This is a genomic window from Paenibacillus sp. FSL R7-0048 (genome assembly GCF_038004505.1).
GTDB classification, from domain to species: domain Bacteria; phylum Bacillota; class Bacilli; order Paenibacillales; family Paenibacillaceae; genus Paenibacillus_AQ; species Paenibacillus_AQ odorifer.
In genome coordinates, this window is sequence record NZ_JBBORF010000001.1 from 3005521 (window position 1) to 3019596 (window position 14076).

Annotated in this window: 15 protein-coding genes; 9 read left to right on the forward strand and 6 right to left on the reverse strand. The window is 43.8% G+C overall.

The annotated features are described in order from the left end of the window. From NSQ91_RS13155 to NSQ91_RS13195, 9 genes are all read left to right on the forward strand, one after another. Window positions 1-1599, forward strand: coding sequence for a response regulator (locus NSQ91_RS13155; RefSeq protein ID WP_076125936.1), 1599 nt, complete (start codon window positions 1-3; stop codon window positions 1597-1599). Between the two features lie 14 nt (window positions 1600-1613). After that, a complete protein-coding gene (locus NSQ91_RS13160) occupies window positions 1614-2810 on the forward strand; it encodes a hypothetical protein (protein ID WP_340918096.1) in 1197 nt (398 codons plus the stop codon). A 143-nt stretch (window positions 2811-2953) separates the two neighbouring features. Then, the gene (locus NSQ91_RS13165; protein WP_076125939.1) at window positions 2954-4018 is read left to right on the forward strand and encodes a fatty acid desaturase; all 1065 of its coding nucleotides are present in this window, start codon (window positions 2954-2956) and stop codon (window positions 4016-4018) included. A gap of 158 nt (window positions 4019-4176) precedes the next feature. Next, window positions 4177-5313, forward strand: coding sequence for a sensor histidine kinase (locus NSQ91_RS13170; RefSeq protein WP_076279793.1), 1137 nt, complete (start codon window positions 4177-4179; stop codon window positions 5311-5313). Then, window positions 5313-5915: a response regulator transcription factor gene (locus NSQ91_RS13175; RefSeq protein WP_036686291.1), complete on the forward strand. Its 603-nt coding sequence runs from the start codon at window positions 5313-5315 to the stop codon at window positions 5913-5915. Before NSQ91_RS13170 ends, NSQ91_RS13175 begins: the two co-directional genes overlap by 1 nt. 480 nt (window positions 5916-6395) lie before the next feature. Next, window positions 6396-7481 (forward strand): aspartate-semialdehyde dehydrogenase, encoded by a 1086-nt coding sequence (gene asd, locus NSQ91_RS13180; protein WP_036686293.1) that lies wholly within the window; start codon window positions 6396-6398, stop codon window positions 7479-7481. Between the two features lie 123 nt (window positions 7482-7604). Further along, window positions 7605-8003: a hypothetical protein gene (locus NSQ91_RS13185; RefSeq protein ID WP_340918102.1), complete on the forward strand. Its 399-nt coding sequence runs from the start codon at window positions 7605-7607 to the stop codon at window positions 8001-8003. Window positions 8004-8119: 116 nt separating this feature from the next. Next, the gene (locus tag NSQ91_RS13190; RefSeq protein ID WP_076218200.1) at window positions 8120-8302 is read left to right on the forward strand and encodes a DUF3934 family protein; all 183 of its coding nucleotides are present in this window, start codon (window positions 8120-8122) and stop codon (window positions 8300-8302) included. 114 nt (window positions 8303-8416) lie between these two features. Then, entirely contained in the window at window positions 8417-9109 is a 693-nt protein-coding gene (locus tag NSQ91_RS13195; RefSeq protein ID WP_076218199.1) for a pseudouridine synthase, read from the forward strand. Here the strand turns inward: NSQ91_RS13195 and thiE are convergent. Genes thiE through NSQ91_RS13225 form a run of 6 tightly spaced genes read right to left on the reverse strand, consistent with a single transcriptional unit; the run spans window position 9090 to window position 13912 of the window. After that, complete coding sequence (thiE, locus tag NSQ91_RS13200) at window positions 9090-9746, reverse strand: thiamine phosphate synthase (RefSeq protein WP_081383238.1); 657 nt, start codon at window positions 9744-9746, stop codon at window positions 9090-9092. The two genes, NSQ91_RS13195 and thiE, sit on opposite strands and share 20 nt — an antisense overlap. Then, window positions 9736-10566: a bifunctional hydroxymethylpyrimidine kinase/phosphomethylpyrimidine kinase gene (thiD, locus tag NSQ91_RS13205; protein ID WP_175618947.1), complete on the reverse strand. Its 831-nt coding sequence runs from the start codon at window positions 10564-10566 to the stop codon at window positions 9736-9738. Before thiD ends, thiE begins: the two co-directional genes overlap by 11 nt. Window positions 10567-10589: 23 nt before the next feature. Next, window positions 10590-11384, reverse strand: a complete 795-nt coding sequence (thiM, locus tag NSQ91_RS13210) for a hydroxyethylthiazole kinase (protein WP_076183472.1) — start codon at window positions 11382-11384, stop codon at window positions 10590-10592. 41 nt (window positions 11385-11425) lie between these two features. Next, on the reverse strand, window positions 11426-12463 hold the full coding sequence (locus NSQ91_RS13215) for an ABC transporter substrate-binding protein (RefSeq protein ID WP_340012467.1): 1038 nt from the start codon (window positions 12461-12463) through the stop codon (window positions 11426-11428). Next, entirely contained in the window at window positions 12460-13236 is a 777-nt protein-coding gene (locus tag NSQ91_RS13220) for an ABC transporter permease (protein WP_081386295.1), read from the reverse strand. Before NSQ91_RS13220 ends, NSQ91_RS13215 begins: the two co-directional genes overlap by 4 nt. Continuing rightward, complete coding sequence (locus NSQ91_RS13225; RefSeq protein WP_340012468.1) at window positions 13217-13912, reverse strand: ABC transporter ATP-binding protein; 696 nt, start codon at window positions 13910-13912, stop codon at window positions 13217-13219. The genes NSQ91_RS13220 and NSQ91_RS13225 overlap by 20 nt, the downstream gene beginning before the upstream one ends. Window positions 13913-14076 lie beyond the last annotated feature (164 nt).

Genomic DNA, 14076 nt, shown 5'->3' on the forward strand with positions numbered 1-14076 from the left:
ATGGATGAGTTACAAGAGAAATATAAAGTAATAATCGTGGATGATGAGCCGATTATTCTTCGTAGCTTAAAAGCAGCCATTCCATGGAATGATCTTCAGATGGAGATTGTGGGAGAGGCCCGAAATGGAGAATTAGCTCTCCGCTTGATAGAAGACACTTCACCACATATCGTGATTAGTGATATTCGCATGCCCGTAATTGACGGGATTACGTTGATGAAGGAAGTATTGTCTAAAAACCCGAAGCTGGTGTTTATTTTTATAAGCGGTTACGGAGAGTTCGAATATGCAAGAGAAGCATTACGTCAAGGCGCTTTTGATTATTTATTGAAGCCGATCGATCATGATGAACTGGTTGAAATGCTAAACCGCGCCAGAACCAAGCTGGATGAACAGAAGCAAAATGATCAGCTGATTCATTCTGTGCAGATGCTGTCACTGCTTGCACGTGAACGTCTGTTTGCAGAAATCACTTTGGGAAATGCAAGGCCGCTTGAGCATCTGAAATGGCTGGAGAACAGTGAACTGGAGAGCGGATATTTTATGGCTGTTGTCCAGTTAGATGACTACACCACACTGAGCAGTCAATGGAGTGTAGAAGAAAAACGGCTATGGCTGTTTGCAATCCGCAATATTGTGGAAGAATGGTCACTGGAGCATGGCGTGCTGACGGTTTTCCCGTTTCATAATGGAGAGTGGATACTACTGTTCCCTGGATCTTTAAGCGCCAGCAGGAGAGAACTTGGTGAACATTTGATAGCGGGAATCAAGAGATACTCCAAGCAGTCTTGTTCCGTAGGCATCAGCCGCACCACACAAGGCATTGATCAATTAAGTACGGTTTACCCTCTGGCCGCGAAGGCCTTATATCAACGGTTCTATTCGGGGCTTGCCGGGGTCTTTATTGATGAAGAGATATCGTTCCCAAGCAGTAAAGAGGTGAAATACCCAAAAGAGCTGGAAACCGCGCTGATTGAAAGTATACGTACCTTAAATAGAGACCGGATGTGGTCTTTATTTGATGAGCTTGCTTTATTTATTGAGTCACAAGCTGTTCCTAAGGATATGGCTGAACGTCTTCTTGTTGAATTGATCGTTGTGTTGTACAGAAATTATGAGTATTTGAATATAAATTCAGATTGGTCCTTGCATGGATTACTTAGCAAGATGCACAATCTCGGCACTTTAAATGAAGTGATCTCTGCTCTGAAAGAAGAGTTTGGTGTGCGATTGGAGCAAGGGAACAAGCCTGTGAACCGCGAGGATACGCGTAGCGCCATCGAGAAAGCGAAACGTTATATTGAGAGTAATTACCATAAAGATTTAAGTATTGAGGAAGTAGCGGAGCTGGCTGATCTCAGCATCAGTCATTTCTGCACTTTATATAAGCAAATAACGGGATATACCTTTTTGGAGTATGTTACACACTGCCGGATGGAGAGGGCAAAGTATATTTTGCAGAGCAGCAACGTAAAAGTGTATCAGATAGCTCCTCTTGTCGGTTATCAGGACCCGCGTTATTTTACACAGGTTTTTAAAAAGGCTAGTGGTCAAACACCAACAGAATACCGAGAAGAGCATACTAAGCAGAGCCATTAACGAGGAGGTAAGGGATGGAATTTCATTTGGAGATGATTGTTAAGTGTTTAACGAACCACAAGCTGCAGAAATATTGGAAAGGGTTCGAGGCTGTTTCTTTTGCATTTTATAATAAGGATAACGTGTATCTGTACAATCACCCCAAATTCAAAACGGTAGGATATCATCCACATTTGCTTTCTTGGAGTAATGAATTCTCAGGAGATACCATCATCTTATATGAGGATCACCCTACAGCCATCGTTAATCTGGAATTACATGAAGAATTCGAAGACTTGTACGCCATTTGTGTACACGAATTATTTCACGGTTATCAATTCCTGATGGGAGAAGAACGTTATGCAGATGAATTATTGATGATTACCTACCCTTTATCCCTCGAAAATATGGAATTGCGGATTCAAGAAAGACATCATTTATATCTTAGTGTAATGGCAGCTACTATTGAAGAGCGTAATCACGCAATGTACAGATTTATTACCATCCGTCAACAAAGAGAACAACTGCTTGGGGAGTACGTGCTAAATGAATATCTTATCGAAACGCTGGAAGGACCCGCTTGGTATGTTGAACTAAATGCCTATGCCGAAAAATCCACCCTACCTAATGAGGAAGTATTGCACAAATTCAGTTCGTATTTAATAGATGAACTTGAATCTTCGGCTAATATCAGAAGAAGCTGCTACGGTTCTGGTCTGTTTATATGTTTGCTGCTGGATGAGCTTCGCTCCGATTGGAAAGAAGAGTTTATGAAGTCGGAGTTAAGTTTATATGCGTTTTTTAAGCAATTTGTGGATCAAGTCATCATTCCCTTCGAGGAGATATCCATCAGCAAAGAAACGGAAGATATTATGCAATCGGTCAAAACAATCAGGGAGAAGGAATTCATTGATTTTATCAGCCTTGATGGGTACCACCTGTATATTGAAGGAGATATAAAATCTACGGGTTTTAATCCTATGGGTATTATTGGTGGAGATGAGAAATGCATTCATAAGAATAATTTACGAATCCAAATCAATGATGCGGAGTATTTTCTGGAAAAGCCAGTGATTAGCTACTATACAGCTGACCTTCGAAATATTAATAAACTGCACCTCGTACTAGATGAACCTCCAACTTTTAATAAAGATTCGTTAATCCTTAATGGAATTGGTGAGATCAAAGGTCAATACGAAGTGAAGGAAGATGGATGTTGGCTGCAATGCTAACGTAATTTAAATGAGAAGGAGAGTATGACATTTGTCATACTCTCTACTTGATGTTTATGACTTATAGGATGACACTTCATCACCTATACTTAGAGTAGATGAAAAGATCCTTAGCCGGACACATCAAGGAGGAAACGATATAGATGACTACAAAACAGACATCACAGCTCTCCAGCCTTAAAAAGAGTGTAGCCCCTTACGAGAAAAATGACCGCAACGCAAGTATAAGACAGCTCATCAATACTTTAGGACCACTTGTGCTGTTATGGGGCGGAGCTTATTTCTCTTTATCCGTTTCCTATTGGCTCACCCTTCTGTTAGCTATTCCTGCAGCAGGATTTGTAATTCGAACCTTTATTATTTTTCATGATTGCACACATGGATCGTTTTTTAAGAATCGTAAAGCGAATGATATTATCGGAACGATCACAGGTGTACTGACACTGGTTCCTTATCGGCAGTGGAAACATAGTCATTCCATTCACCACGCCAGCTCCAGTAATCTCGATAAAAGAGGGATCGGCGATATTTGGATTATGACGGTCGAGGAATACGCAGCGGCTTCCTTCTGGAAACGTCTATATTACCGGATTTACCGCAATCCCATCGTGATGTTTGGTCTTGGACCGATTGCTGTTTTTATGATTCAGTATCGTTTCAATGTTAAAGGTGCTAGACGCAAAGAGCGGATGAATACCTATTTGACGAATATTTCAATCGCAGCGCTTTATGGCTTGCTAATATGGGCTATTGGCTGGCAGGCATTTCTTATGGTGCAGTTGCCTGTAGCATTTGTATCAGGGTTTCTCGGCATATGGTTGTTCTACGTCCAACATCAGTTTGAAGACTCTTATTTCGAGAATGAATCTGAATGGAGTTATGTGATGGCCGCGGTTGAAGGTAGCTCATATTATAAGCTGCCGAAGGTGCTGCAATGGATTACGGGCAATATCGGCTTCCACCATGTGCATCATTTAAGTCCAAAGGTGCCGAACTATAATTTGGAAAAAGCGCATAACGCGACGCCACCGCTACAAAAAGCAACAACGATTACGATTGGTACCAGCTTGAAGGCCCTTAATTTCCGTCTTTGGGATGAGGAAAATAAACGATTCATTAGCTTCAAAGAGATGAAGTCCATATTAAATAAACCGAAAACTGCAGGCGAGGTCCTGCAAGTTCATAAGCCCAGACTCCAGGGAGAATAATAGCTACATTGTAATCAAATAGCAGCAAAATGGAAGGTTAGAGCCGGAGAACTCATTCGCGCTCTAATCTTTTTTCTCTTTATCGTTGTGGTTCACCGGATTTTACCGGATTTATGCTAGAATAAGGTGAGTGGCATATGGCAAAAAGGAGAGCGAACATGCAGAAGTGGCATCATATTTTTCATAAAAGTACAGGTCTTAGCCCTTATGTATGGGTCGTATTTTATATTCTACCGTTTTATTTCATCTTTCGGTCCTCTTCTCCCTACCAGGTAGTTTCGGGAATCTTGATGATCGCTGTGTTTTTTGTTTGTTATGTGCTTTCTTTTGTCTCCAAGGGTTGGTTAGTTTATTTTTGGACGAGCGTGCAGATACTGGTCTCTATAACGATGACGTTGTTGTTTGGATATATGTATTTTGCGCTTTTTTTAGCCTTTTTTATTGGGAATATCCAGAATCGAGTAGGGTTCTTCACCCTGTACTCCATTCATTTGCTGACTACGATTATTACGATCAATTATGAGCTGCTGTCGCGTAATCCCGTATTTATCAGCCAGCTTCCCTTTGTTCTTGTCAGTATGATTGCAGTGATCCTGCTGCCAATCAGTACCTATAACCGCAATAATCAAGGGAAGCTGCAAGACCAATTGGAGGATGCTAATAAGCGTATCTCAGAATTGGTTAAGCTCGAGGAACGCCAGCGGATTTCACGTGATCTTCACGATACATTAGGTCAGAAGCTTTCGTTAATTGGTCTGAAAAGTGATTTGGCAGGAAAGCTTATCGACAGTAATCCGACGCAAGCCAAAGCCGAGATCAATGATGTACGCCAGACGGCAAGAAGTGCACTGAAAGAGGTCCGGGAGATGATTACGCGAATGCGCGGCATTCGGCTTGAGGACGAACTCGTTCATATTCAGCAGTTTCTTGCGGCTGCGGAGATTGACTATGTTTTGCAAGGCAATCCTAAACTGTCTAATACTTCATTGATTACGGAGAATGTGCTCAGCATGTGTATTAAGGAAGCTGTCACAAATGTTGTGAAGCATAGTAATGCACAATCTTGCACAATTATCATTGAACCCACACGCACAGATCTCATCATTAAAGTGAAAGATGATGGAACCGGCATCCCGGGCAATGATCTTTATTTTAAAGGACATGGGCTGCAAGGTATGCGTGAACGTCTTGAATTTGTAAATGGCTGTATGGATATCGTGCGAGATGAGGGGACTACGATAGTGATTAAGGTCCCAAATGCATTTAAGCATCCGGAACAGGAGGTAACCGTATAATGATTAAGATTGTAATCGCTGAGGATCAGCGAATGCTCCTTGGAGCGCTGGCATCTTTGTTGGATTTAGAAGAGGATATGAAGGTCGTGGGCCGGGCAAGCAACGGGGAAGAAGCTGTAGCGATGGTTCAGCAGCATAAGCCGGATATCTGTATTATGGATATTGAGATGCCAGCGATGAGTGGTCTCGACGCTGCGGAAGCGCTGAAGAATAGCGGCTGCAAAACGATGATATTAACCACCTTTGCCCGTGCGGGATATTTCGAACGTGCGCTCAAGGCGGGAGTTCATGCTTATTTGCTGAAAGACAGTCCTAGCGAAGAACTGGCACTTTCGATACGTAATGTGATGGCAGGCCGACGCATGTATGCACCGGAGCTAATGGATGAAGCCTACAGCGGTGAAGTAAATCCTCTGACTCAGCGGGAGAAGGAAGTACTTGGACTCATTGCCGACGGTAAAAATACAAAAGAGATCGCCAGCCAGTTGTACATTACCACGGGAACAGTCCGGAATTACATCTCAGTTATACTAGATAAGCTGGATGTAGGTAACCGCATCGAGGCAATCACTCGATTTAAAGAAAAGGGTTGGTTTAAGTGAGCGGGGGTAAGAAACGCTTAGTTGGTTGAAGCAGCTTGTAAACGCGAATAGCTGAACGCTGAACGCTGATCGCTGAACGCTAATCGCTAATCGCTGATCGCAGATTCCTGATTTATGCTCACCAATCGCAAATAGATGTATTTCCTACAACTATATGCTATAAAATGCTCTGCAGATGCGATTTAGTTGCATTTCTTACATCTAAAAGTTCACTTAGAGGGCATTTCCATTATTTTTCGGGGAAATAGTTGTAGAGAATGCAGTTAAAGAGTTGTCTAAGCAGAAAATATACTTATAATTGTACTGAGTGCAGCTATTTCTTTTATTAGCATTAGTGAAATTCAATATAATCCGCTAAAAATAAAATTTTTAATGTTATTTTGATGTTAACACTCGCCAAATGTTCCCGCGCCGTATATCATTAATTATCGGCCTATTATCCACAATAGGACAGTTAATCAAAAGGAAGTGTATTTTCTGATGTCAAGAAAGCTAAGAGCCGGCATAGTTGGCGGCACAGGTATGGTAGGACAACGTTTTATTGCCCTTCTAGAGAATCATCCTTGGTTTGAAGTAACTGCGATTGCTGCCAGTGCTAGATCTGCTGGAAAAACGTATGAAGAATCGGCCAAGGGCAGATGGAAGTTATCTACTCCAATGCCTGAGAACGTAAAGAATATTATGGTCCAAGATGCTTCTAAGGTAGAAGAAGTTGCTGCGGACGTGGATTTGATTTTTTGTGCTGTAGACATGAAAAAAGATGAGATTAAAGCGCTCGAAGAGGCTTATGCGCGCACCGGAACGCCAGTAATCTCCAATAACTCAGCGCATCGCTGGACGCCTGATGTGCCTATGGTTATTCCTGAGATTAATCCGGAGCATCTTGAGGTTATTGCACAGCAAAGAAAACGTCTGGGAACAGAGACAGGTTTCATTGCGGTTAAACCTAACTGCTCCATTCAAAGTTATGTGCCTGCACTTCATGCGCTCAAAGACTTCAATCCATCTAAAGTGGTGGTCACCACCTACCAAGCCATTTCTGGTGCAGGAAAGACTTTTGCAGACTGGCCAGAAATGCTGGACAACGTGATTCCTTACATCGGTGGCGAAGAAGAGAAAAGCGAGCAAGAGCCTTTGCGGATCTGGGGAAGTGTTCAAGAAGAGGGTATCGTAAAGAGTGAAGCGCCAACGATTACTTCGCAGTGTATCCGTGTGCCTGTAGCGGATGGACATATGGCTGCTGTATTTGTTTCTTTTGAGAAAAAACCGTCCAAAGAAGAGATTCTGAATCTCTGGAAGAGTTTTAAAGGACGTCCTCAGGAGCTTGAACTGCCTAGCGCACCTAAACAGTTCATTACCTATTTTGAAGAGGACAATCGTCCACAGACCAAGCTGGATCGTGATATCGAGAACGGAATGGGCGTATCGACGGGCAGACTTCGGGAAGATGCCCTCTATGATTACAAATTCGTAGGTCTCTCCCATAACACCCTGCGCGGAGCAGCTGGCGGTGCTGTGCTGATCGCTGAGCTTCTGAAAGCAGAAGGTTATATTCAACCGAAATAAGTCCATGCATGAGCTGCAAAGCTGATGTGAATAGACACCTCAACAAAGCTTAGTCTTTGGTGGGGTGTTTTTTAATGGATTGATTTGGTAAAATAAGTTATCACCTGAGAAGGAGGAATTTAATTGAAGAAGTACTTATTTACTTTTATTTTGTTGTCATTATCAATCTTTGTAACTGGATGTACATCATCAACTCAAGAGGAACAAGAGTATGGAGTGTCCTCTATAAATGCCGAAATTCCTATTCCGAAGAATGCCAAAGAAATCGAAGTGACAACGACTTCAAGTAACCCCAATATAAAAATAGGTGTAAAGTACGAATTGGATAATATAGGGGGAGAACAAGGTCTTTATCGATCTGAACACTACTTTAATAAATTAAACGATGCTGGATGGATAGAGCAGGAGGACAAGCGGTTAGGACATGTGCAATTTTTTGAAAAAAAGGACACCGTCATCGCCATCGAAATACATCAGGATACCTTTGATATTCATGAAATGAATAAAGATGCTAAATTCTAAACAGTGGCTAGTTAGATGAAGCATTTGTTATTACTTAAACAGAAAGGTTGAGAGTGTGGTAAGATAGGTAAAGTGTATAAAATATACGAATTCTGAATGACTGACGGAGTGATATGATGGGTGCAAAAAGTAAAGGTGGCGGCACAGGCAGAGGTACGGGGAGTAAAGGCTGGACACGCTGGAACAAAACAGCAAAACCAGTTAAACCTGCTAAAAGTGATCCAACGACGGGTCCAGGTGCTAAAGGTGCAAGTGGAAGCAAGGGCAGTAACGTGAAAAAAAGCGGAAGCACCAAATAGCTCCCTTAAACTGGGTTATTCCTGAAGGTTAACATCTGATTTTGATCGTTAAAATCAGGTGTTTTTTTATGACTAGAGGTAAGGTAAGTATATAGAATGAAAGTAGGATCAGCAGTGAGAATCGATAAATATATAAGCGAAACAGGCTTTTGTTCCAGAAGGGAAACCAAACGATTAATTGCAGCAGGTCGAATCGCTGTAAACGGTATTGTCTGTGAGGCGAACATTCTTATAGAGCCAGAGGATATCGTATGGATCGATGGGGAGCCGATAACAAGCAGTAAAGGGGAGCCAGTGTATCTCGCTTTGAATAAGCCGATAGGCATTACCTGTACAGCAGCCCCACATGTGGCTGGGAACATTATTGATTTTGTAGGGTATCCTTCACGGATCTTTGCGATTGGCAGATTAGACAAAAACTCGGAAGGCCTCATTTTGTTAACCAACGATGGAGAGATTGTAAATAAAATGATGCGTTCCGAGAATGGGCATGAAAAAGAATATGTAGTTCATGTAGACAAACCGGTTACGTCAGAATTCTTACAAGAGATGTCTAGCGGCGTGAACATTCTGGGAGTCACAACGAAACCTTGTGAGGTCTATCGGATCACAGAATGTCAGTTTAGAATTATCCTAACTCAAGGTCTTAATCTGCAAATACGCAGAATGTGCAAGGAGTTAGGATATAGAGTACTAAAGCTGGAGCGCATAAGAATTATGAATATTACATTAGACGGCTTGGAGCTGGGACAATGGCGGCATTTAAGCAGTGAAGAGCTGTATGAGCTTATGTCCCGCTTAAACTGACTTTGTCAACGAAGCCTCTGGCAGTTGTGGTAATATCTTCAGCTCCGGCAATCGCTGAGATAACAGAGATCCCATCCGCACCAGCTGTTAATACTGGTGCAACATTTTGCAGCGTGATTCCCCCAATGCCAACCAAAGGGATGGTAATGCCTTTATTTCTTAGTTCTTCAATCATCGCAGTGCCTTGAACAGCTTTGGCATCCTCCTTGGATGACGTAGGATAAATGGGACCCACGCCCAGATAGTCGGCTCCATCGGCAATCGCCTGCTGAGCTTCAGCGAAGGAGTGAGCGGATACACCAATGATTTTATTCTCTCCAAGTAGCTGGCGGATCGCCAATGCAGGGGTATCCTCCTGTCCTACATGAATTCCGTCCGCATCAAGTGCGATCGCTAAATCAATGTCGTCATTCACGATAAAGGGCACGCCATTGGCATGACAGATCTTTTGAAGTCGTCTGCCAAGATTAAGTCGTGCCTTATCGCTTAAGGATCCGGTACCCTTTTCACGGAATTGAAACATGGTTATGCCCCCAGCTACCGCTTCCTGCAGCACCTTAACGGGAGCTTTACGGCAATTTACGCTGCCCATTATGAAATAGACTTTTAATAGATCTCGCAGATGTTCACTGTTCATTCGTTGCACTGTTTATCCCTCGCAGTCTGTTTTGATAAGCAAAATGATTGGTTGGTCCATGCCCAGCCCCTATGCCCAACTCGTCCTCAATCGCCGCTTGTATAAATGCTTTGGCAGTTTGAATGGCCTCAGCTACGGATTTGCCTTTGGCTAGCTCGGCGGTGACCGCTGCTGAATAGGTGCAGCCTGTACCATGCGTATGTCTGGTCTGAATCCGGCTACTCTCCAATAAGGTATATTCCTGACCATCATATAGAAGATCGGTTACGGCTGTGGTTGAAGTATCATGTCCCCCTTTTAGCACTACATATTTGGAGCCCATTCCATGAATGATTTTGGCTGCTTTTTTGCGTTCTTCGATGGTGGAGATCGTCATCTTTGTGATCATTTCGGCTTCGGGAATATTGGGTGTCGTCACCAATGCTAAGGGCAGCAGATGGCTGATTAAGGATTGAACCGCCTCCTGCAGCAGCAGTGTGGACCCTCCTTTAGCGACCATCACAGGATCAATTACAAGATTAGACCAGCCGTAATACTTAATTTTATCTGCCACAATGCGGATGATGTCGCTGTTAAATAACATCCCGGTCTTTACGGCATCTGGTTGCAGGTCAAGTCCTATAGAATCAAGCTGCTGATTTATAGCTTCCAGAGTCACTGGATAAACCCCTTGGACACCCAGCGTATTCTGCGCTGTCACAGCTGTGAGGACGGACATGCCATAGACAGAAAGCTCTTGAAAGGTTTTTAGATCGGCCTGAATGCCAGCACCACCGCCGCTATCGGAGCCGGCAATGGTTAGAGCTTTGGATATAATCATCGATTTCACTCCTTTGAGGGTCATTAACTGAGCTGTTTGATGCTAGATCTTTCTAGGAAGACTTCTGGCGTGACCCATGTCAGTTGATTTAGAAACTCAACCTGAAAGCTTCCCGGCCCTTGACCAGTTGTTAGTTCAGCGGCGATTTCAGCGGCTACTCCATAGAAGGAGAGGGCTTCCACTGCAGCCTCCAACGAGGCACCGCCACTTACCGCGAGAAATGCACCCACAACAGCGCTGAGCAAGCAGCCAGTTCCTGTAACCTTCGTGAGAATAGGGTGACCGTTGCTGGCAATATAAGTGTTTTTTCCATTCGTGATCACATCGTCTTTTCCAGTTATGATGACCACACAGCTTAACTTCCTCGCAGCAGCTTCAGCCAAAAGGACTACATCGCCTTCACCTTCGCCAGCATCCACCCCTTTAATGGACCAACTCTCCCCAATCACATTAGCGACTTCAGCCACATTCCCCCGCAGTGCGGTGATTTGCATCTCATTCACTAGCTTTTGAGTGACAGCGGTCCGATAAGAAGTTGCGCCTGCACCTACCGGGTCAAGCACTAGGGGAACCCCGTGTTTATTAGCGGATTTACCAGCGAGCAACATAGATTGAATGGCGTAGTCATTGAGTGTGCCTATATTTAGAACTACAGCAGACGACATAGCGGCGATGTCGATCACTTCTTCGTGGGCATCCGCCATAAAGGGAGAGGCACCCAGCGCCAACAGACCGTTGGCTGAGAAATTGGCTACTACAATATTAGTGATGTTGTGGATCAAGGGGTTGGATTCCCGTACTTTGGCTAAGTAACTCATCATAATTCCTCCTCAAGCTTGTATGAATAACCAACTAAACGTTACAGATTGATAAAAGCTTCCTGTGCTTTAATATCTTCTGGTAGAAGATCGTTGGTGGATAACCACAGCTGAACCTTTTCCCAAGATGTCGGGTCTTGATAACCAAAAGATTGATCGCCAGCATTCATCAGTGGCAGTAGAATCTCAAGACTTTTTTTCTCAATCTCCTTGTCGAGCGGTGAAGTTGCATCTTCATGTGCAACCAGTAAATCCAGGGCTTGTTCAGGATTCTGCTCCACAAATATCTGTCCTTTTGTTATGGCATTTAGAAATTTTTTGAAGTAGGCTTCAGAATTTTGCAATCCTTGTTCGCTGGCCACCAGCACAAGCTCATAATAGTCAGGTACTCCGTAATCCGTTGGATTAAGCGAGGTGACTGGATGTCCCTCTTTTTCAAGGATCAGTTGTTCATGGTTGATGAACCCGCCCATTATTGCGTCCACTTGTCCTGTAGAGATCGCAGGGATAAGGTCAAAACCTACGTCAATCAGCTTGGCGGATGAAGGATCGCCTCCATCACTCTGGATCATTGTCCGAATCATTGCTTCATAGAGCGGAATGGAGGAATAGCCGATTTGTTTTCCTGCGAGCTCTTTGGGACTATGAATACTGCCTGCCTGAGGAACCATCAGATGATTCAGTGGATGCCGCACGATAGCTGCAATCGAACGTACAGGAATTTTCTCGCCGCGTGCCATAAGTACCTGAGGCTGATAGCTGAGCGCTAGATCAATTTGATTTGCTGCTACAAGCTTTAGGGCGTCATTGCTGTCCGCAGGCATTTTGATCTCGACATCCAAACCTTCCTCTTGGAAAAAACCTTGCTGTTGCGCAGCGTATAGAAAGGAATGAACGACATTGGGATACCAATCAAGCATAATCGTCAGTTTGTGTGACTGCTTATTTTCGGTGTTGGAGGAACCGGTTTGGGAGTTGCTATTTAGCTTGTCTGCCTTCCCGCAGCTGCTTAAGAGCAAAAGTGTGCATACTAGAAATACAGAAATAAGTCCTCGTTGTGGGGATTTTAATTGATTCATTGGTTAGATCCTCTTTTCTTTAAAAATAATTGTTCGAGTAAAGCTATCGCCAGAAAAAGTACAACACCAAGCGCGGACAGCAGAAATACAGCCGCAAACATTTCATCGCTCTGCATATTTCCGGCCATTCTGCGGCTGAAGTAACCGAGTCCTTTACTGCCGCCGAGCCATTCCCCGATAGTAGCTCCGATGACGCAGTATACAATGGACAGCTTTAAGCCAGAGAAAAAAGCAGGCAATGCCAGTGGAATTTGGGTTTTGACAAGCAGCTGCCAGCGGTTTGCACCAAATGTTAATAATAAGTCCTTGTAAGTCTGGCCACTTGTACGAAGTCCATCATATGTACTCACTACGACTGGAAAAAAAGCCGTCAAAAACACCACAGCCACTTTGCTCCACAGCGTATATCCGAACCACATAATAAAAATGGGGGATAGCGCAATTAATGGGACCGTCTGGCTAATGATAAGGAAGGGATAGATGGCCTTTTCTACGGGGCGAAACAGGAACATTCCAATGCCCAGCAATACACCAAAAATCACAGAAAGGACAAAACCCACCAGTATCTCCTGTAACGTCGCCAATAAATGCTGTCCAAATAATAATTGCCTGTGCTCGATCAATGCGATGCCAATAGATGAAGGTGCAGGGAGAATAAAGGCTGGAATCAAGTGAAGGCGAACAGCTGACTCCCAGATTACAAGAATGAGCAGTACCAGAAGAAGGAAGGGACCATAGTTGTCTAGATGTTTTTTAAAAGGTATAGGTTGCATGCAATCTTCGCTCCAACTCTGCCCGTAGTGCTATAAACCGGGGTTCATAGTTCATCTTATAATGTCTTGGTTTTGGTAGATCGACAATGATCTCCTGTAATTCGCTGTGCGCACCGCCAGATAATAAATAAATCCGGTCACTGAGCAATAGGGCTTCTTCCAGATCATGAGTGATGAGCATAATCGTCTGATTCAGTTCACCCCATAACTTCAACAGCCAACGGTGTATCTCACGTTTGGTCATGGCATCGAGAGCGCCAAAGGGCTCATCCAGCAGCATAAGACCACTTCCGCCTCCAGCCACTAAGGTGCGCAGAAATGCTACTCGCTGTTTCATACCTCCCGAAAGTTCATGGGGATAAGCCTTCTCTACATCTGTTAAGCCGAAGCGGGCCAACATTTCCCGAATCTGAGTGATCGTTTTCTGTTTACTAAATCTGGGCTTGATCTCCCAGGGCAAAAGGCAGTTGTCGAGCACTGTTCTCCAAGGCAGCAATAAATCCTGCTGAGGCATATAAGCGATCTGACCTAAACGACTAGCGGTTGAGGGGAGCGTAGGGAGTTTTATTTTTCCATGAGTAGGTTCGAGTAAACCGGCAACCGTTTTGAAAAATGTGCTTTTCCCGCATCCGCTAGCACCTACTACGGAGACGAATTCCCCTTGCCTGATATCCATGGATAGATTTGCGAATACAGGGGGTTGTTCAGTTTCCGGAAAAGAGTAGGTTAGGCCTTGAATAGATAAAATGGTCGTGATGATCTAACCTCCTAATATTTTTGTGGAGCGTCTAAACAAATAAAGACCCATCCATTTCCAGAGGAAATGAATGGGTCAAAAAG